General features: G+C 69.7%; 17 protein-coding genes. 12 read left to right on the forward strand and 5 right to left on the reverse strand.

What is annotated here, in order from left to right; translation table 11 throughout:
- Positions 1–2: 2 nt before the first annotated feature.
- From ADK57_RS29275 to ADK57_RS29290, 4 genes are all read left to right on the forward strand, one after another.
- On the forward strand, positions 3–935 hold the full coding sequence (locus ADK57_RS29275; RefSeq protein WP_159050167.1) for an SDR family oxidoreductase: 933 nt from the start codon (positions 3–5) through the stop codon (positions 933–935).
- Entirely contained in the window at positions 932–1,993 is a 1,062-nt protein-coding gene (locus ADK57_RS29280) for a zinc-dependent alcohol dehydrogenase (protein WP_053752612.1), read from the forward strand. Before ADK57_RS29275 ends, ADK57_RS29280 begins: the two co-directional genes overlap by 4 nt.
- A gap of 39 nt (positions 1,994–2,032) precedes the next feature.
- The gene (locus ADK57_RS29285; RefSeq protein ID WP_053752613.1) at positions 2,033–2,809 is read left to right on the forward strand and encodes an alpha/beta fold hydrolase; all 777 of its coding nucleotides are present in this window, start codon (positions 2,033–2,035) and stop codon (positions 2,807–2,809) included.
- 112 nt (positions 2,810–2,921) lie between these two features.
- Positions 2,922–4,208 (forward strand): acyltransferase family protein, encoded by a 1,287-nt coding sequence (locus ADK57_RS29290; RefSeq protein ID WP_078973403.1) that lies wholly within the window; start codon positions 2,922–2,924, stop codon positions 4,206–4,208.
- On the opposite strand, the gene ADK57_RS29295 is transcribed toward ADK57_RS29290, so the two are convergent.
- Positions 4,175–4,678, reverse strand: a complete 504-nt coding sequence (locus ADK57_RS29295) for a MarR family winged helix-turn-helix transcriptional regulator (protein ID WP_053752641.1) — start codon at positions 4,676–4,678, stop codon at positions 4,175–4,177. The genes ADK57_RS29290 and ADK57_RS29295 overlap by 34 nt on opposite strands.
- Before the next feature lie 106 nt (positions 4,679–4,784).
- Complete coding sequence (locus tag ADK57_RS29300; protein ID WP_107091675.1) at positions 4,785–5,270, reverse strand: hypothetical protein; 486 nt, start codon at positions 5,268–5,270, stop codon at positions 4,785–4,787.
- Positions 5,271–5,395: 125 nt separating this feature from the next.
- Between ADK57_RS29300 and ADK57_RS29305 the strand changes: the two genes are divergently transcribed.
- A complete protein-coding gene (locus ADK57_RS29305; protein ID WP_053752614.1) occupies positions 5,396–5,731 on the forward strand; it encodes a YnfA family protein in 336 nt (111 codons plus the stop codon).
- Between the two features lie 73 nt (positions 5,732–5,804).
- Here the strand turns inward: ADK57_RS29305 and ADK57_RS29310 are convergent, their stop codons facing one another.
- Positions 5,805–6,239 carry an ester cyclase gene (locus ADK57_RS29310; RefSeq protein ID WP_053752615.1) on the reverse strand — a complete coding sequence of 145 codons (435 nt, stop codon included), beginning with the start codon at positions 6,237–6,239 and terminating at the stop codon, positions 5,805–5,807.
- Positions 6,240–6,423: 184 nt separating this feature from the next.
- On the opposite strand from ADK57_RS29310, the gene ADK57_RS29315 reads away from it, so the two are divergent.
- From ADK57_RS29315 to ADK57_RS47945, 4 genes are all read left to right on the forward strand, one after another.
- Positions 6,424–7,200, forward strand: coding sequence for an SDR family NAD(P)-dependent oxidoreductase (locus ADK57_RS29315; RefSeq protein ID WP_053752616.1), 777 nt, complete (start codon positions 6,424–6,426; stop codon positions 7,198–7,200).
- Positions 7,200–7,349 (forward strand): hypothetical protein, encoded by a 150-nt coding sequence (locus ADK57_RS50620; RefSeq protein ID WP_199830710.1) that lies wholly within the window; start codon positions 7,200–7,202, stop codon positions 7,347–7,349. Before ADK57_RS29315 ends, ADK57_RS50620 begins: the two co-directional genes overlap by 1 nt.
- Positions 7,350–7,387: 38 nt before the next feature.
- Positions 7,388–8,644, forward strand: a complete 1,257-nt coding sequence (locus ADK57_RS29320; RefSeq protein WP_053752617.1) for a GNAT family N-acetyltransferase — start codon at positions 7,388–7,390, stop codon at positions 8,642–8,644.
- Between the two features lie 141 nt (positions 8,645–8,785).
- Positions 8,786–10,420: a recombinase family protein gene (locus ADK57_RS47945; protein WP_078973404.1), complete on the forward strand. Its 1,635-nt coding sequence runs from the start codon at positions 8,786–8,788 to the stop codon at positions 10,418–10,420.
- A gap of 77 nt (positions 10,421–10,497) precedes the next feature.
- Here ADK57_RS47945 and ADK57_RS29330 read toward each other — a convergent pair whose 3' ends face one another.
- Complete coding sequence (locus ADK57_RS29330) at positions 10,498–11,691, reverse strand: RtcB family protein (RefSeq protein ID WP_053752619.1); 1,194 nt, start codon at positions 11,689–11,691, stop codon at positions 10,498–10,500.
- Between the two features lie 207 nt (positions 11,692–11,898).
- Between ADK57_RS29330 and ADK57_RS50625 the strand changes: the two genes are divergently transcribed.
- The 3 genes from ADK57_RS50625 (at position 11,899) to ADK57_RS29345 (ending at position 15,223) form a co-directional block, all read left to right on the forward strand.
- Complete coding sequence (locus ADK57_RS50625) at positions 11,899–12,759, forward strand: hypothetical protein (RefSeq protein ID WP_053752620.1); 861 nt, start codon at positions 11,899–11,901, stop codon at positions 12,757–12,759.
- A 133-nt stretch (positions 12,760–12,892) separates the two neighbouring features.
- Positions 12,893–13,783 carry a DUF3558 family protein gene (locus ADK57_RS29340; protein WP_234390455.1) on the forward strand — a complete coding sequence of 297 codons (891 nt, stop codon included), beginning with the start codon at positions 12,893–12,895 and terminating at the stop codon, positions 13,781–13,783.
- A 147-nt stretch (positions 13,784–13,930) separates the two neighbouring features.
- Positions 13,931–15,223 carry a DUF2637 domain-containing protein gene (locus tag ADK57_RS29345; protein WP_053752622.1) on the forward strand — a complete coding sequence of 431 codons (1,293 nt, stop codon included), beginning with the start codon at positions 13,931–13,933 and terminating at the stop codon, positions 15,221–15,223.
- A 91-nt stretch (positions 15,224–15,314) separates the two neighbouring features.
- Here ADK57_RS29345 and lysS read toward each other — a convergent pair whose 3' ends face one another.
- The gene (lysS, locus tag ADK57_RS29350) at positions 15,315–17,057 is read right to left on the reverse strand and encodes a lysine--tRNA ligase (RefSeq protein ID WP_053752623.1); all 1,743 of its coding nucleotides are present in this window, start codon (positions 17,055–17,057) and stop codon (positions 15,315–15,317) included.
- Between the last annotated feature and the right edge of the window lie 94 nt (positions 17,058–17,151).

A 17,151-nucleotide genomic window follows, 5' to 3' on the forward strand; every position in this document is an offset into this window, starting at 1 on the left:
CCGTGAGTGCCACACCTCGTCATATCGCCGTCGTCGGCCGCGGTCTCATCGGCTCCGCCCTCACCGCCGCCCTCCGCCGCGACGCGGCCACCGTGCACACGGTCGCCCGCAGCGGCGCCCGTACGGCCCACCACGAGCCGTGCGACCTGGGCACCGGGCACGGCCGCGACGCCCTGCGCGCCGCCCTCCGCAGGTGGCAGCCGGACCGGGTCGTCCTCACCCACGGCCCGAGCGACGTGACCTGGATGGAGGCCCACCCCGAGGACGCGGCCGAGGCGCACGCCGGCCTCGCCCGGGCGGTGGCCGAGGAGTTCGGCCCCAGGATCCTGCTGGTCTCGACCGACAACGTCTACCCCGGCACCGAACCCCTGCGCACCCCCGCCGACCCGCCGGCCCCCGCCAACGTCTACGGCCACGTCAAACTGGCCGCCGAACAGGCCGTACTCGACGCGGGCGGCCACGTCGTGCGGGTCAGCCTCGTCTACGGCGGCTGGTCCCCGCCCGGACAACGCGTCACCTTCGCCGAGCGCTGCCTGACCGCCGCCCTCGCCGGACAGCCCCTGGCCGCGCCGGAGGACCAGTGGTTCACCCCCGTCCACCTGGACGACGTCACCACCGTCCTGCGGGCGATGTGCGGCCCGGGCGTCGACCGCAGGGCCGTGGAGCCCCTGTCGCACCTCTCCGGCCCCCGCCAGCTCAGCCGCCACGACTTCGCCTTCGCCGCGTACCGCCTGGCGGGCGCCGACGAGACCCTGGCCACCCCGGTGCCGCGCGCGGAGAGCGAGTGGGCCAGCCGTCCCCGCTACTCCTCCCTGCACTGCGACGACTTCGCCCCGGTCACCGGCATCCCCGGCTGGCAGCCCGCCGACGTCACCGACGGCCTGCGCACCATGCTGACCACCGCGCCGGCCCTCGCCGAGGCGGTGACCCGATGACCGGCGCCTCCGTGCCCCCGTCCATGACCGCCCTGCTGCTCACCGGCCCCGAAAGGGTCCGGACGGCGGAGGTCGCGACCCCCGAACTGCGCCCCGGACACTGCCTGGTGGCCGTCCGCTACGTCGGCCTGTGCGGCACCGACCTCGGCTTCTGGGACGGCTCCAGCAACTACGTGCACGACGGCCTCAAGAACTACCCGTTCGTCCCCGGCCACGAGTGGAGCGGCCAGGTCGTGGCCGTCGCCGACGACATCGACGGCATCGACGGCATCGACGGCATCGACGAGATACGTGTCGGCGAGCGCGTGACGGGGCACAACTTCCGCCCCTGCGGCGCCTGTTCGCACTGCGCGGAAGGCCGCATCGCCTCCTGCCCGCGGCGCAGCGAGATGGGCGTCCTCGGCCCGGAACCCGGCGCCGCCGCCCAGTACCTGCACGTGCCCGCGCACACCCTGGTGCGGCTGCCGGACCAGGTCACCGACCAGGAAGCCGCCCTGCTGGAACCGTGCAGCGCCGCCATGCACGCCGTCGACCGGCTCGGCATCGACGCCACCGACCGGGTGGCCGTCCTCGGCGGCGGCACCCTGGGCCTGGCCGCCGCCCAACTCGCCCGCGCCCGGGGCGCGAAGGTCCACCTCTACGACCCCGCCGCACCCGCCCGCGCCCTCGCGACGGAGCTCGGCCTCGACACCGACCCGCCCGAGAACGCCCCGCACGGCACGTTCACCGCCGTCATCGAGGCATCCGGCGCACCGGCCGCCGTACGCGCCACACCCCTGCTGTGCGCGCACGGCGCCCGCGTGGCCCAACTGGGCACCCCGCACCACGCGGTCGACGGCATGCCCACGGCGGAACTCGTCCTGCGCGACATCACCCTGCACGGCGTGCTGTCCGGCATCGCGCACTGGAAACCCCTGCTCGACGCCGTCGCCTCGGGCGCGCTGCGACTGTCCCCGCTCATCGACGCCGTCCTGCCGTACGACCGTCCCCGGGACGCCTATCTCAGGCTCGCGGACGGCGGCCGTACCCGGCCCAAGGTGCTGCTCAAGCTGAGCTGACCCGCCCCCACCACCCTTCGACGACACCCAAGGAAAGTCATGCACCAGACGACTGTCGGCAACGCGACCGTGCACTACCGCACGGAGGGCCAGGGCCCCGGTCTGCTCCTCGTCCACGGCACCGGCGCCACCGGCGAGACCAACTACGGCCACCTCTTCAAGCACTTCACCGAACACCACACCGTCATCGCCCCCGACTACGCGGGCAGCGGCGACACCGTGGACGACGGCGCCGAACTCGCCCTCGACCAGCTCGTGGACCAGGTCCTCGGCGCCTCCGGCGACGTCACCGGCGAGCCCGTCGACATCGTGGGCTTCTCGCTGGGCGCGGTGATCGCGGCCGCGGCCGCCGCCCGCCACCCCGAGCGGGTCCGCCGCCTCGTCCTGGTCGCCGGCTGGGCACGCAACGACGACCTGCGCAAGCGCCTCGGCTTCCAGCTGTGGCGCCGGCTGGCCGACGTGGACCCCGAGCTGTACTCGCACTACATCAGCCTGCTGCTGTTCACCCCGGGATTCCTGGCGGACCTGGACGAGGAGACGTTCACGACGTCGACCGGCGGCATCGAGGTCAGCGAGGGCACGCTGCGGCAGATCGAGCTCGGCCTCGAAGCCGACATCCGCGACCTCCTGCCGGGCATCACCGCCCCCACCCTGGTCGTCGGCTGCCGCCACGACCAGCTCGTACCGGTCCAGCACTCCCGCGAACTGCACGAGGCGATCGCCGACAGCACCTACCTGGAGATCGAGAGCGGCCACCTGGTCCCCGCCGAGTCCCCCGACGAACTCGTCGACGCCATCCAGAAGTTCCTGAGCTGACCAGCCCCCTCAACGCCAGACCCCCTCAACGCCAGCCCACACGCTCCGCCGGGACCGGGGCGGCAGGGCAGCACCTCCCTGACCTCCCCACCCGACAAGGAGTCATGCCGTCATGGCCACGGACCAGACGTCCCCCGCCGAGCACATACCGGGCGCCGCGCCAACGACCACCGCCACCGCCACCACTGCGGCCACCGCCACCGCCACCGCCACCGCCACCGCCACCGCCACCGCCACCGCCGAGCGCATACCCGACACCCCCGCCCCGGCCCTCTCCGCCACCCGCCTGCCCTCGCTCACCGGCATGCGTTTCCCCGCGGCCCTCCTCGTCTTCCTCTTCCACGTCTCGCTCCCCGCCGCCTGGCTCCTCGGCGACGACGCCAACGGCAGCCTCGTCGCCCGGCTCGCCGAGCAGGCGGGCGGTCTCGGCGTCACCTTCTTCTTCGTCCTCAGCGGCTTCGTCCTGGCCTGGTCCGCCCGCGTCGGCGACCCCAACCGCTCGTTCTGGCGCCGCCGTTACGTCAAGATCGTGCCGAACTACCTGGTCGCCTGGGCCCTCGCGACGGCCCTGATCGCGGCCGGCACCGCTCCCTGGCGATCGCTGGCCACCCTCTTCATGCTCCAGTCGTGGATCCCCGACTACGACACCAACTTCAGCGTGAACCCGCCCGGTTGGTCCCTGTCCACCGAGGCCTTCTTCTACCTCTGCTTCCCGCTGCTGTTCGCCTGGGCCCGCCGCATCGCCCCGCACCGGCTCAAGTACTGGACCGCGGCCGTCGTGGCCGCCATCGTCGCCACGCCCTTCGTGACCACCGCCGTCATCCCCGCGGGCGAGGTCCACATGTCCAACGAACCCTCCGTCTCCGGCCTCCACCTCTGGTTCGCGTACGTCTTCCCGCCCGCCCGCCTGCTCGACTTCCTGCTCGGCATCCTCGTCGCCCGCGCGGTGCTGCTCGGCCGCTGGCGCAACATCGGCATGGCCTGGTCGGGACTGCTCCTCGTGGCGAGCTACGCGGTCGCCGAACTCCCAGGCATGCCCTACCTGTTGGCCCAGCGAGCGGTGTGCGTGGTCCCCTGCGTCCTGCTGATCGCGGCCGGGGCGATCGCCGACGCCGAGGGCCGCTTCACGATCTTCCGCAACCGCGCGATGACCTGGCTCGGCGAGGTGTCCTTCGCCTTCTACCTGCTGCACTTCGTCGTACTGGCCGAGGGCCGCCGGCTACTCGGCCCGGACCTGGACTCCGTACCGGCCGCGATCGCCGTGCTCGTCGCCGAGTGCGCGGTGGCCGTCCTGCTCGCCTGGGCGCTCTACGAGTGGGTGGAGAAGCCGATCGTCCGACGCTGGTCCCGGCCCCGCACCAAGGTTCACACCTCGCCGGCCCGCAGCCGCGCCACCTGAGCCGCACTGAACTCCGTCGTACGCCTCATGTGGGCGACGATCAACCCGAGTTGGGAGTCGTCCAGGTCGTCGAAAAGGGCGGACCAGCCACCCCCCAGCCGCTCCCACACCCGCCCGAACTCGGCGATCCGCTCCGGCACCGTCGCCACCAGCACCCGCCGCCGGTCGGCCGCGTCCCGCTCCCGTACGACGTACCCCGCCCGCTCCAGCCGGTCCACCAGCCGCGTCGCCGACCCGGTCGTCAGCCCGGTCAGCTCGGCGACGCGGCCGGTCGTGACGGGCCCGCCCTCCAGCGTGAGCAGGTTCAGACACTGCAAGTCGGTGGGATGCAGCCCGAGATGATCGGCGACCGCCTGGTTGAACAGGGCGTACGACGCCATATAGCGGCGGGAGACGGTCGACAACTCCTCCAGCAACCGCTCACGCGCCCCACCGGCCGTTGCCCCACGGGCCGTTGACCCACCGGCCATCGCCCCACCAGCCGTTGCCTCGCCGGCCATCCCGTCCGCCTCTCCTCTGCGCCGCGCAGAGATCGTACGACGCAGCCGCCGGAGTGGGTGCGGCGCCGCCGCCTGCTCAGAAGTAGTACTCGTCCCCGGTGTCCAGGACCAGCAGCCGCTGCCGGTCGTTGGCCCGGTTCCGGTCCACCACCCCGCCGCTCCACACCGTGTCGACCTCCATCAGCACCTCCGACGGCGCCCCCCGCAGCCGTACCCCCAGCTCCACCCGCTCCCCCAGCCCGTCCGCGGCCAGCTCCCCCACCCGGCACAGCACCACCCGAAGCCCCGACCGCGCACACCCGCCCGGCAACTCCTGCCGATACGCCAGCGGCTCCGACCAGCGCAGCCGCACCGTCGCGTCCGGGACGGCCGACGGCCCGAGATTGCGCGGCGTGAGCCGCACGTCGACCAGCCCGGAGGCCATGGCCGCGGACCCGTGATAGGCGAGATCGGCCTCGGGCCCCCCGTCGGCGGAAGCGACCGGAACCACCCCGCCCACCGCCACCAGAGCAGCACCCCACACGGCAGGACCCCGCAGAACCCGCAGAACCTGCTCCTGCATGCCACCACTCCTCAGTCAGCAGTCAGCCGTGGTCGTAGGGGATGTATCCCACGCCAGGCGCCCCGCAGGCGCAGCCCATCAGGGTGACGCATGGTCCCCGGCACCGGCATGCCAAGCTGGCCCGCATGCCCGTCCTCCGCTCCGCAGCCCTCTTCCTCGTCGCCGCGCTCTTCGAGATCGGCGGCGCGTGGCTGGTCTGGCAGGGCGTGCGCGAGCACCGCGGGTGGCTGTGGATCGGCGCGGGCGTGCTGGCCCTCGGCGCGTACGGCTTCGTCGCCACCCTCCAGCCGGACGCCGACTTCGGCCGTATCCTCGCCGCGTACGGCGGTGTCTTCGTCGCCGGTTCACTGGTCTGGGGCATGGCCTCGGACGGCTACCGCCCGGACCGCTGGGACGTCACGGGCGCGCTGATCTGCCTCGCGGGCATGGCGGTGATCATGTACGCCCCGCGGGGCAACTGACCGGACGAACGGTCAGGAAGACATCTCAGGACGGCTCAGGACCGCTGAGGACCACTGAGGACGGCAGAGCGGCTCAGGACGGCTCTTCGGGCAGCAGTCCCAACTGCCCCAGGAAGTCCATCTCGTCGAAGTAGAGCCGGTAGTCGACGATCCGGCCGTCCGCCACGGTGGCGATGTCCACCCCGCGGATCCTGATCTCCTTCTGGGTCGGAGGGAGGGTCTCCCCGGTGGGCAACTGCAGCGGCCCCGTGTTCCTCCCGCTGAAGAACCCCTCGTCGATGGCCGTGTCACCGACCTCGTACGAGTGCAGCGTCTCGAACGTGGCCTCGGGGACCGCCTCCGTCATCTGACGCCAGTACTCGACGATGTTGTCGCGCCCGCGGATCTCGCCCTCGTCGGGGGTGAAGGCGACCGCGTCGTCGGCATACAGCTCCCCGACGGCCTTGATGTCCTGGTGCGCGGTCAGCGCGTCCGTGAGCCGGTCCATGACCTCGCGCGCCTGTCCCATGATCCACCTCCAGAGAAGTCAGGGGATCACCCACCTCATTCTCCCACCGCGCCCCCGCACGAGCAGACCGGAGAACGAGCGGACCGCAGTGCGAGCAGACCGCAGTGCGAGATGCCGAACCGCCCGCCCGCCGAGCCTGCCTATCCTGGCCGAACAGGTTTCTGATCACGTCCGAGGAGCAGCCATGGCCACCGCAGCACCGTCCGCCGCCTCCCGCATCGCCGTCGTCACCGGTGCGAGCAGCGGAATCGGCGCCGCCACGGCACGCCGGCTCGCCGAGGCCGGCTACCGCGTCGTCCTGACCGCCCGCCGCAAGGACCGCATCGAGGCGCTGGCCGAAGAGCTCAACGCGGCCGGCCACCAGGCCACGGCGTACGCCCTCGACGTCACCGACCGCACCGCGGTCGACGAGTTCGCCAGTGCGTTCAAGTCGGTCGGCGTCCTGGTCAACAACGCGGGCGGAGCCCTCGGCGCCGACCCGGTGGCCACCGGCGACCCGGCCGACTGGCGCACGATGTACGAGACGAACGTCATCGGCACCCTCAACCTCACCCAGGCCCTCCTGCCCAAGCTGGACGCGAGCGGCGACGGCACGATCGTCGTCGTCTCCTCGACCGCCGGCCACGGCACCTACGAGGGCGGCGCGGGCTACGTCGCCGCAAAGCACGGCGCCCACGTCCTCGCCGAGACCCTCCGCCTGGAGATCGTCGGCCGCCCGATCCGCGTCATCGAGATCGCCCCCGGCATGGTCAAGACGGACGAGTTCGCCCTCACCCGCTTCGCCGGCGACAAGGAGAAGGCCGAAAAGGTCTACGAGGGCGTGGCGGAACCCCTCACCGCCGACGACGTCGCCGACACCATCGCCTGGACGGTCACCCGCCCCAGCCACGTCAACATCGACCTCCTGATCGTCCGCCCCCGCGCCCAGGCCTCGAACACAAAGGTCCACAGGGACCTGTAATGGCCGACACCACCGATCCGGAACGCCGACGCCTGGACCAGGAGAAGCAGAACGAACGCAAGATGTGGTGGTGGCTCGCCTACTTCCTCTTCGGCATCCACATCGTGGCCTTCGTCATGATCTACGCGGTGACGCACGCGCCAAAATGAGAAGCCCCCGGCGGGACCGGGACGTAGGGTCCCGGTCCGTGGACAGACACATACCGTTCTCCCGGCTGCACAACTTCCGCGACCTGGGCGGCTACCCGACCCCGGACGGACTCCGCGTCCGCCCGGGCCGCCTCTACCGCGCCGACTCCCTCGGCAAGCTGATCCCCGGAACACCCGACTGGGACCGTTTCCTGTCCCTCGGCATCCGCACGGTCATCGACCTCCGCCACCCCCGGGAGGCCGAGACCAGCGGCCGTGTCCCGTCGCACCCCTCCTTCACGTACCACAACCTCAGCATCGAGCACCGCCCGTACAACCAGGCGGCCCAGACCCCCGACGTGGACCCCGGCCCGTACCTGGCGGAGCGCTACATGGAGGTCGCGCAGGACGGCACGAAGGAGATCCACGGGGCGCTGGAACTGATGGCGGAAGCGGACGCCCCCTTGGTCTTCCACTGCGCCTCGGGCAAGGACCGCACCGGCCAGCTGGCGGCCCTGGTCCTGTCCCTCCTCGGCATCCCGGACACGACGATCACCGAGGACTTCACCCTCACGGAACTGGCGACATCGGCCCTGCTGGCCGACTGGAGGGCACGCAACGACGGCCGCACCCCGACCTGGCCGGCCTTCGGCCGGGCCCCCGCGTCGGCGATGCGCCTGTTCCTCGCCTCGATGAATGCCCGCTACGGCTCGACAGAGGCATACGTCACCCAGGCCCTGGGCATGGACGCGAAAGCCCTCTCGGCCACCCTCCGCACGACCCTCCTCGAACCGCCCCCCACCACCACCCCGAACCTGACCTACCGCAAGGCCACCCCGGACGACGCGAGCCTCCTGGTCCGCCTCCGCGACACGGCGGCCCTGTGGCAACTGGCGCGCGGCATCACCCAATGGCAGCCGGGCGAAAAGGACGAACTACACTTCCGCACCCGCATGCAAGAGGGCGAAGTCTGGCTGGCGTACGCGGACGAGACCCCGGCCGGCGCCTGGGAACTCTGGTGGACCGACCCGGCAGCCTGGGGCCCCCGGCCACCCGACGCGGGCTACATCCACCGCCTCATGACCACCCCGCACACGTCCCCACCCGGCACCGGCCGCCACCTGCTGGCCGAAGCGGAATCCCGCATCACAGCAACCGGCCGCCCCTACGCCCGCCTGGACTGCCTCGCCTCCAACCCCCGCCTGCGCGCGTACTACGAGTCGGCGGGCTACACGGTCGTCGGCGAACAGACGGCGAAGGACGGCGGGTCGGGCAGCCCGTATGCGGTGACGTTGCTGGAGAAACGGCTGCGGTAACCCACAGGGGTGAACCGAGTCGATCACCGGCACGTCGTCCGAACGCGCAACCTAGGCTCGCGCCACAACATCAACACTACGGCCCTCGACCAGGATGCCGCCCGGTCGAGGACCTGACCAGCAAGGAAGTAGAGGCTTCCCGTGGCTGACCACGACACTAGCGTGTGTTCGTACGCGCAGATCGAACGACGCACAAAGCCGAAACCTCCGGCCCACGAAGTAGAGCTCCTGCTCAACGATCTCCGCGGAGTCCCCCACGGCACACCCTCACTGCTGGAGTTACTGGCCATCCGGGACACCGGTTGGCGCCTGGTCGTCGCCTATTGCCGCATCTCCAACGACAGGCACAGAAGAGATGGGCACGGCGTCAAAGACCAGGCAGGCCATTGCGCCCGCATCGCAGCGCAGCATCGCATGATCGTCGTTCATCGCTACGTCGACAACGACAAGTCTGCCTCCAAAGTCGGCGTCAGACGTCCCGAATTCGAGGCGATGCTCGACGCCCTCACGTGCGGGACCACCACGGCTGGATTCCCGATCGACGGGGTGGTGTGCGTCTCTGATGACCGGCTGTATCGGGACGTACATACGTATCAGCAATTCCTCGATTGCTTCACCGCGCACCCCGCCCGGGTATATGCCGATGGGCTCGGCTCATACGACCTCTACAGCGAAGAGGCCGCACGGCGCGGTCTTCTCGGTGCAGCCGCCGCACGCGCCGAGAGCAAGAAGCAACAGCAGCGGGCGATGCTCAACCATCGCGCCCGCGCAGAACGAGGTGAACCAGTGGCGGTACGCCGCCCGTTCGGCTGGAATGCCGACCTGCTCACGCTACATCCCGGCGAATCTGAGGTGGTTCGGCGTGGAGTACAGAGCCTACTGGGGGGAAAGACGCTGACTGCCGTCACTCAGGAATTCGTCGCCTCTGGCTGTACGAGCACCCTCGGAAACCCCTGGCAACGTCAGACAGTCAAACAGATCCTGCGCAACCCGCGGATCTGCGGGTACCGAAAGCTCAACGGCGCACTCGTCCTCGGCAACGACGGAAATCCCGTGATCGGCCAGTGGGAGCCCATCGTGTCACCAGAGGAGTGGCGACTGGTCGCAGAGTCGCTGGAGAGGAAGCGCCACCCCGGAGGCTGGCACAGAAATGGTGCGCTCCGGGGAGGCGGCACAACGTATCTGCTCACCGGGCTGGTGCGCTGTGGGCGCCCCCTCGACGGCGGGCGACAGTGTGGGGCATCCATGCACGGTCGTCCGACCAGAGTCTCGTACGAATACTGCTGTCGAACCGCGCTGGACGGAGGCTGCGGCCGAGTCAGCCGCCAAGGCCCCGCAGTGGACGATCTGATCACTCAGTACGCCCTCACCGTGCTGGACCGTCAGAGCATGCTCGATGCATGGTCTGCAATCCCCTGGCCCGACACGCACAGGTTGGAGATCGCCAAGCACCACAAGGCAGCCCTCCAGGAGCAGTGGTACGCCGGAGAGATCAGCGATGGCGAGTACTTCTCACAGCTGGCGCGGCAGGAGACGGAGATCAAACGGCTCGTAAATGAACAACAGACGTGGATGATCAGGCATCGTCCTGGCGCGCACCAGAACGCCGACGCACGCAGCCGTTGGGATGGGCTGAGCATGACCGCCAAGCGTGAAACCCTATACGGCCTACTGGAGTCCGTGATCATCCTTCCCGGCACCAAGGGATCACATCGTTTTGAGCCCTCTACGGTCATTCCGGTGAGGCGCACGACGCCGAAAACCTCGGCAGGCTAGCCGTACCGCACAGAGAGAGCAGTGAACGGAGAGCCCTGGCCTGCCTCGGCCAGGGCCCTCCGCCAGAGGTCCGCGACTCACCCCTTCACGCACACGACCTGCTTCAGCTTCGCCACGACCTCCACCAGGTCCCGCTGCTGATCGATGACCTGCTCGATCGGCTTGTAGGCACCCGGGATCTCGTCCACGACACCGGAGTCCTTGCGGCACTCCACGCCCCGCGTCTGCTCCTCCAGGTCCTTCGTCGAGAAGCGGCGCTTGGCCGCGTTGCGGCTCATGCGCCGACCGGCGCCGTGCGAAGCCGAGTTGAAGGACTTCTCGTTGCCGAGACCCTTCACGATGTAGGAACCCGTGCCCATCGAGCCCGGGATGATTCCGTACTCTCCGGCCTTGGCGCTGATCGCCCCTTTGCGCGTGACAAGCAGATCCATGCCCTCGTAACGCTCGCGGCTCACATAGTTGTGGTGGCAGCTCACCTCGGGCTCGAAGGACACCCGGGCCTTCTTGAACTCCTTGAGCATGACGTCCTTGAAGAGCGCCATCATGAGCGACCGGTTGTACTTGGCGTACTCCTGAGCCCAGTAGAGATCGTTCTGGTACGCGGCCATCTGCGGAGTGTCCGCTACGAACACTGCAAGGTCACGGTCGACCAGGCCCTGGTTTTGCGGGAGCTTCTGAGCAACGCCGATGTGGTACTCGGCAAGCTCCTTGCCGATATTCCGGGAGCCGGAGTGAAGCATGAGCCACACCGAACCGGACGCATCTATGCAAACCTCACAGAAGTGATTCCCTCCGCCAAGCGTCCCCATCTGCAAGGCAGCCCGCTCCCGCCGGAACTTCACCGCCTCCGCAACTCCGTCGAACCGCCCCCAGAAGTCATCCCACCCAGCGGTGGCCAACCCATGGAACCGCCCCGGCTCAAGGGCAGAGCCATGCATCCCCCGCCCCACCGGAATGGCCTGCTCGATCTTCGACCGAAGCCGCGACAGATCCCCGGGAAGGTCATTGGCGGTGAGCGAGGTCTTCACCGCAGACATCCCGCACCCGATGTCCACCCCCACCGCCGCAGGACACACGGCTCCCCGCATCGCGATGACCGACCCGACCGTCGCACCCTTCCCGTAATGCACGTCGGGCATCACGGCCAGCCCCTTGATCCACGGCAGGGTCGCGACGTTCCGCAGCTGCTGCAGCGCGCCTTCCTCGACCGTCGCCGGGTCGGTCCACATACGGATCGGAACCTTCGCGCCCGGCATTTCCACGTACGACATATCGTCCTCATTCCCCCGGAATCACAACAGAAGTCTTGAATCGCAAAACCGGCGCCAAGGTCCATCTATGGGACAACGGACCGGCGTCCACGGCCATGCGTGCGATACACATTGTCTGCAGGGCACGCCCCCGTGCGGCAAGCGATTAACCAGCGGGGACACTGAAGAACCCGGCACCGAGCCACCGTTTCCGAGAGGAGCCTGACCGTGCAGCGGAAGGCGTACGTATCCGGCGTCGCCGCACTCCTCGCGGCCCTTTTGGCCGGCTGCACCGGCAGCTCGGGAGACGGCGGTACGACGGACGACTCGAACCCGGGCGACGCCGGCACGGCATCCGCCGCGGCCCAGCCCGGCAAGTACCGCGTACTCCCGGAACCCTGCGGCGCGGTCAGCCAGGGCACCCTCGACTCGTTGCTGCCCGGCATCAAGCAGCTCACGGACGACGAACAGCGCGAGAACGCGTACGCGGGCGAGGCCACTCCGACCTACGACACCGACCGCAAGGTCGGCTGCCGCTGGAAGGTGGAGTCCACCGACGCCACCGACCACCTGCTCGTCGACCTCGAGCGAGTGGTGTCGTACGACACCTCGGTGAGCGACGACACCCAGGCCCAGCAGTTGTTCGCGACGAAGGAGGACGCGGCCGACCTCCCGGCGGTGGCGAGCACCAGCGCCACGTCCGACGTCGCCACCGGAGAGTCGGGGGACACGAGCACCGCCACCCCGACCGGCGCCGCCTCCAAGTCCCCCTCCGCGCCCTCCTCCCCCTCGGCCTCGCCCTCCGGCTCCTCCTCCCCCTCCTCCACGACGTCCGTGCCCCCGGCCGATCTCCAGCCCCGCCTCCTGGACGATCTGGGTGACGAGGCGTTCCTGGACGACGCGTTGAGCAGTTCCGGTTCGACGGCCCAGCAGCGCACGGTGACTGTGGCGTTCCGCACGTCGAACGTGATCGTGACGATCGAGTACGAGGAGCAGCCGGCGACGATCGGCGTGACCCCGGACAGCAAGGAAATGCAGGACAAGGCCCGGAAACTGGCGGCTCAGCTGGCGGAGACACTGGCCGGCTAGGGCCCCTTCACACCCCTCTCACGCCCGCACACAAAGCGGTGGAAGCGAGGCCGCGCAACTCCCTCACCGCGTACCGTGGCCCCTCGGACCAGATCCGACGGCAGGAACCACAAGCGCCATGAGTGAAGGAACCATGCAGCGACCAGCACAGGTAGACCAGCGTGACGAGCGGGACCAGCGCGATCGGCCGGCGGCGAAGCGCCTCAGCCGCGTCCTTGTCTGCGCGGCCGCCGTCCCCGTGATGCTGATCGCCGCCGGCTGCTCCTCGGACTCCGATTCCGGCTCCGACGAGACCGGCGGCAAGAGCGCGGACACCGCCGCGTCGGCCTCCGCGAGCGCCTCGCCGACGGTGCAGGCTGCGGCGTACAAGTCGCTCCCCAAGCCGTGCGCGGTGTTCTCGAAGAAGACCTTGGGCGAACTGGTGCCGAAGGCATCGAAGTCGGGCAAGGAGGGCACCTCGGACGATGTGTCAGCGCGTGGCAGCTGCTCCTGGAGCAGCCTCGACAACAACGGCGTGAAGGGCTCCCAGTTCCGCTGGCTGAACGTCTCCATGCTCCGCTTCGACTCGGACGCCTCGCGGGGCGCGGGCGACGAGCAGGCGCAGACGTACTACGAGAAGCAGGTCCAGGACGCCCAGACGGTGGACGGCGCGAAGAACGCGAAGTCGCAGCCGGTGTCCGGGACGGGCGATGCGGCGACGACGGTGACGTACGACCTGAAGAAGAAGGAGGGCTCCTTCCGGCAGCAGACGGTCGTCACGCGGGTCGAGAACGTCGTCATCACCCTCGACTACAACGGCGCGGGTCTCGCAGGTGAGAAGACCCCGAGCGCGGCGACTTTGACGAAGCTCGCGGAGAAGGCCGCCAAGGAAGCGGTGGGGGCGGTGTCGTCGGCGAACGGCGAGGGATCCGGCACGGGCACGGGTTCGGGTACGAGTGCGAGCCCCTCCCCGTCCAAGTCGGCGTCCAAGTCGCCGTCCAAGTCCCCGTCGGCGTCCGCGTCCAAGTCGGCTGCGAAGAGCTGACGAAGAGCTGACCAGGGTCTGGCGAGGGTCTGAGGAAGGGCCGGCGAAGGTCTCAACTAGAGCAGCCGAACCCTTCCGGCCACCCGTACGACGCACACATGTGCCACCCTGTTGCGCGCAACAACATGCATCGGGAGGGGAGTACGGGTGGCCGCGCCACTGCAGCTGACACGGACGCACCGGATTCTGATCGGCGTGGTCGTCGCCGGTGCGGTCGTCATCGCCGGTATCGGCTTCGCCGGTTCGTACGCGGCGGTCCGTGAACTGGCCATCAAAAAGGGCTTCGGGAACTTCAGTTACGTCTTCCCGATAGGCATCGACGCGGGCATCTGCGTCCTTCTCGCCCTGGACCTGCTCCTCACCTGGATCCGGATCCCGTTCCCCCTGCTCCGCCAGACGGCGTGGCTCCTGACGGCGGCGACGATCGCCTTCAACGGCGCGGCGGCCTGGCCGGACCCGCTGGGCGTGGGCATGCACGCGGTGATCCCGGTCCTGTTCGTGGTCGCCGTCGAGGCGGCCCGCCACGCGATCGGCCGCATGGCCGACATCACGGCCGACAAGCACATGGAGGGTGTCCGCCTCACCCGCTGGCTCCTCTCCCCCATCCCCACGTTCCTCCTCTGGCGCCGCATGAAGCTGTGGGAGCTCCGCTCCTACGAGCAGGTCATCAAGCTGGAGCAGGAACGGCTGGTGTACCAGGCCCGTCTGCGTTCCCGGTTCGGCCGGGCATGGAGGCGCAAGGCGCCGGTGGAGAGCCTGATGCCGCTGAGGCTGGCAAAGTACGGCGTCCCGCTGGCGCAGACGGCCCCGTCGGGCCTGGCAGCGGCGGGCATCGAACCCTCACTCATCCCGCCGGCACCGCATGCGGCCCTGGCACCGGCGGCGGACGCGGCCCGTACGGCCGACGCAACCGCGGGCCATCGTGCCGCCGGGTCCGCTACCGACCCACGGAGAGCGGCACCTCCCGGCGAGCAGCGCCTGGAGCCCGACGGCAACCCCGGCGCACCCGCGGAGGACGAGAGCCCCTGGTTCAACGCCCCTCAGCAGGTCGACTACCACGGCGGCTACGACCCGGCCTACGACCCGCCGGAGCAGTACGAGCAGTGGTACGAGGAGCAGCAGCAGGCCGAGCAGTATCTGGAACCCCAGTACCAGGAGCCCTCTGGGGAGGAGACCGGCAGCTTTCCCATCCCGGTCAGCCCCGGCCGTACCCGCGAGCTGGGCGAGGGTGGCGGCACGCCGGTCACGGAGCCGGACGAGGAGTCGTACTACCAGGTCTTCAAGCAGTCGATAAACGGCAGCTACCCGACCCCGAGCCAGTTCAGCGACAACGTGGAGGCGACCTACGGCGTCCCCGTCCCGGACGCCGAGGCCAAGCGCATGGTCATGCGTTTCCAGAACCGCCACACGGCGGAACTGGAAGAGGACCACATCGCGTAGTCGGACATCACACAGGCGGACATCACACAGGCCGACATCACGCAGGCGGAACGAACAAGAGGCCCTCTGACGAGGGCCTCTTGTCGTGGTGCTACTCCCCGAGCAGGGCCCGCACCCGCTCCTGCCCGACCGCCAGCAGCAGCGTGGGCAGACGCGGACCGGTGTCGCGCCCGACCAGCAGGTGGTAGAGCAGCGCGAAGAACGTCCGCTGGGCGGTCTTGATCTCCGGCGGGAGTTCCTTGGGCGTGGCGTCGGCGGGGAAGCCCGCCTGGACCTTGGGGACGCCGTAGACGAGGTGGGTGAGGCCGTCCAGGGACCAGTGGTCGGCCAGCCCGTCGAGGAGGAGCCGCAGGGACTGCTGGGAGGCCTCGTCGAGGGACTTCAGCAGTTCGGCGGCGGGTTCGTCGCGCACGATGGTCCGCTGGTCGGCGGGCACGTGCGTGTTGATCCATGCCTCGGCCTTGTCGTACCGCGGCCGGGCCTCGTCGAGGGAGCCGAGCGGGTTCGACGGGTCGAGCTCGGACAGGATCCGCAGGGCCTGGTCCGCGTGCCCGGCGGTGATGTCGGCGACGGAGGCGAGAGTCCGGTACGGCAGCGGCCGGGCCGTCTTCGGCAGTTCGCCGCCGGCGGTCCGCACGGCGCGCGAGTGCGCGGCGACGTCGGCCGGAAGGGCGGCGCCGTCCGCGACCTTGGCGTCGAGCTTGTCCCACTCGTCGTAGAGCCGCTGGATCTCCTGGTCGAAGGCGATCTTGAAGGACTGGTTGGGCCGACGCCGGGCGTACAGCCACCGCAGGAGCTGCGGCTCCATGATCTTCAGGGCGTCGCCGGGAGTCGGCACGCCGCCCCGGGACGACGACATCTTCGCCATCCCGGAGATACCCACGAAGGCGTACATGGGCCCGATCGGCTGCTTGCCCCCGAAGATCCCGACGATCTGCCCGCCCACCTGGAACGAGGAACCGGGAGACGAGTGGTCGACCCCGCTCGGCTCGAAGACGACGCCCTCGTACGCCCACCGCATCGGCCAGTCGACCTTCCAGACCAGCTTGCCGCGGTTGAACTCGTTCAGCCGGACGGTCTCGGAGAAGCCGCAGGCGGTGCAGGTGTACGTCAGCTCGGTGCTGTCGTCGTCGTAGGAGGTGACCGTCGTCAGGTCCTTCTCGCAGTTGCCGCAGTACGGCTTGTACGGGAAGTACCCGGCGGACCCGGAGCTGCCGTCGTCCTCACTGGCCGCGCCCGACCCCTCGGCGGCCTCCAGCTCGGCCTCGTCGAGAGGCTTCTGCTGCTGCTTCTTGGCCGGGGCCTTCTTGGTGCGGTACTGGTCGAGGATCGCGTCGATGTCCCCGCGGTGCTTGATCGCGTGCAGGATCTGCTCGCGGTACACACCCGACGTGTACTGCGCGGTCTGGCTGATCCCGTCGAACTCGACGCCCAGCTCCGCGAGCGACTCGGTCATCGCGGCCTTGAAGTGCTCGGCCCAGTTCGGGTGCGAGGACCCCTTCGGCGCGGGCACGGAGGTCAGCGGCTTGCCGATGTGCTCGGCCCACGAGTCGTCGACCCCGGCGATACCGGCCGGCACCTTGCGGTACCGGTCGTAGTCGTCCCAGGAGATCAGATGGCGCACCTGGTGGCCCCGCCGCCGGATCTCGTCGGCGACGAGGTGCGGGGTCATGACCTCGCGGAGGTTTCCCAGGTGAATGGGTCCGGAGGGGGAGAGCCCGGACGCGACGACGACCGGTTTGCCCGGGGCCCGACGCTCCGACTCCTCGATGACCTCATCCGCGAAACGGGAGACCCAGTCGGTGGTCTCGGTGCTCTGAGCCACGATCGGCACGTCCTCTTTTTGAAGGTTTCTCTGAAGTTTCCACACGAGCAGCCGGCACGGTCGCACGGCTGACGATCCATTCTCCCAGACCACCTCGCGCCCG

It is taken from the genome of Streptomyces sp. MMG1533, from assembly GCF_001279775.1.
In the GTDB taxonomy this organism is placed as follows: Bacteria; Actinomycetota; Actinomycetes; order Streptomycetales; family Streptomycetaceae; genus Streptomyces.

Coding starts and splice junctions, on each gene's coding strand:
- ADK57_RS29280 (WP_053752612.1), top strand. CDS start 932: ATGACCGGCGCCTCCGTGCCCCCGTCCATGACCGCCCTGCTGCTCACC.
- ADK57_RS29285 (WP_053752613.1), top strand. CDS start 2,033: ATGCACCAGACGACTGTCGGCAACGCGACCGTGCACTACCGCACGGAG.
- ADK57_RS29290 (WP_078973403.1), top strand. CDS start 2,922: ATGGCCACGGACCAGACGTCCCCCGCCGAGCACATACCGGGCGCCGCG.
- ADK57_RS29295 (WP_053752641.1), bottom strand. CDS start 4,678: ATGGCCGGTGGGTCAACGGCCCGTGGGGCAACGGCCGGTGGGGCGCGT.
- ADK57_RS29300 (WP_107091675.1), bottom strand. CDS start 5,270: ATGCAGGAGCAGGTTCTGCGGGTTCTGCGGGGTCCTGCCGTGTGGGGT.
- ADK57_RS29305 (WP_053752614.1), top strand. CDS start 5,396: ATGCCCGTCCTCCGCTCCGCAGCCCTCTTCCTCGTCGCCGCGCTCTTC.
- ADK57_RS29310 (WP_053752615.1), bottom strand. CDS start 6,239: ATGGGACAGGCGCGCGAGGTCATGGACCGGCTCACGGACGCGCTGACC.
- ADK57_RS29315 (WP_053752616.1), top strand. CDS start 6,424: ATGGCCACCGCAGCACCGTCCGCCGCCTCCCGCATCGCCGTCGTCACC.
- ADK57_RS50620 (WP_199830710.1), top strand. CDS start 7,200: ATGGCCGACACCACCGATCCGGAACGCCGACGCCTGGACCAGGAGAAG.
- ADK57_RS29330 (WP_053752619.1), bottom strand. CDS start 11,691: ATGTCGTACGTGGAAATGCCGGGCGCGAAGGTTCCGATCCGTATGTGG.
- ADK57_RS29340 (WP_234390455.1), top strand. CDS start 12,893: ATGCAGCGACCAGCACAGGTAGACCAGCGTGACGAGCGGGACCAGCGC.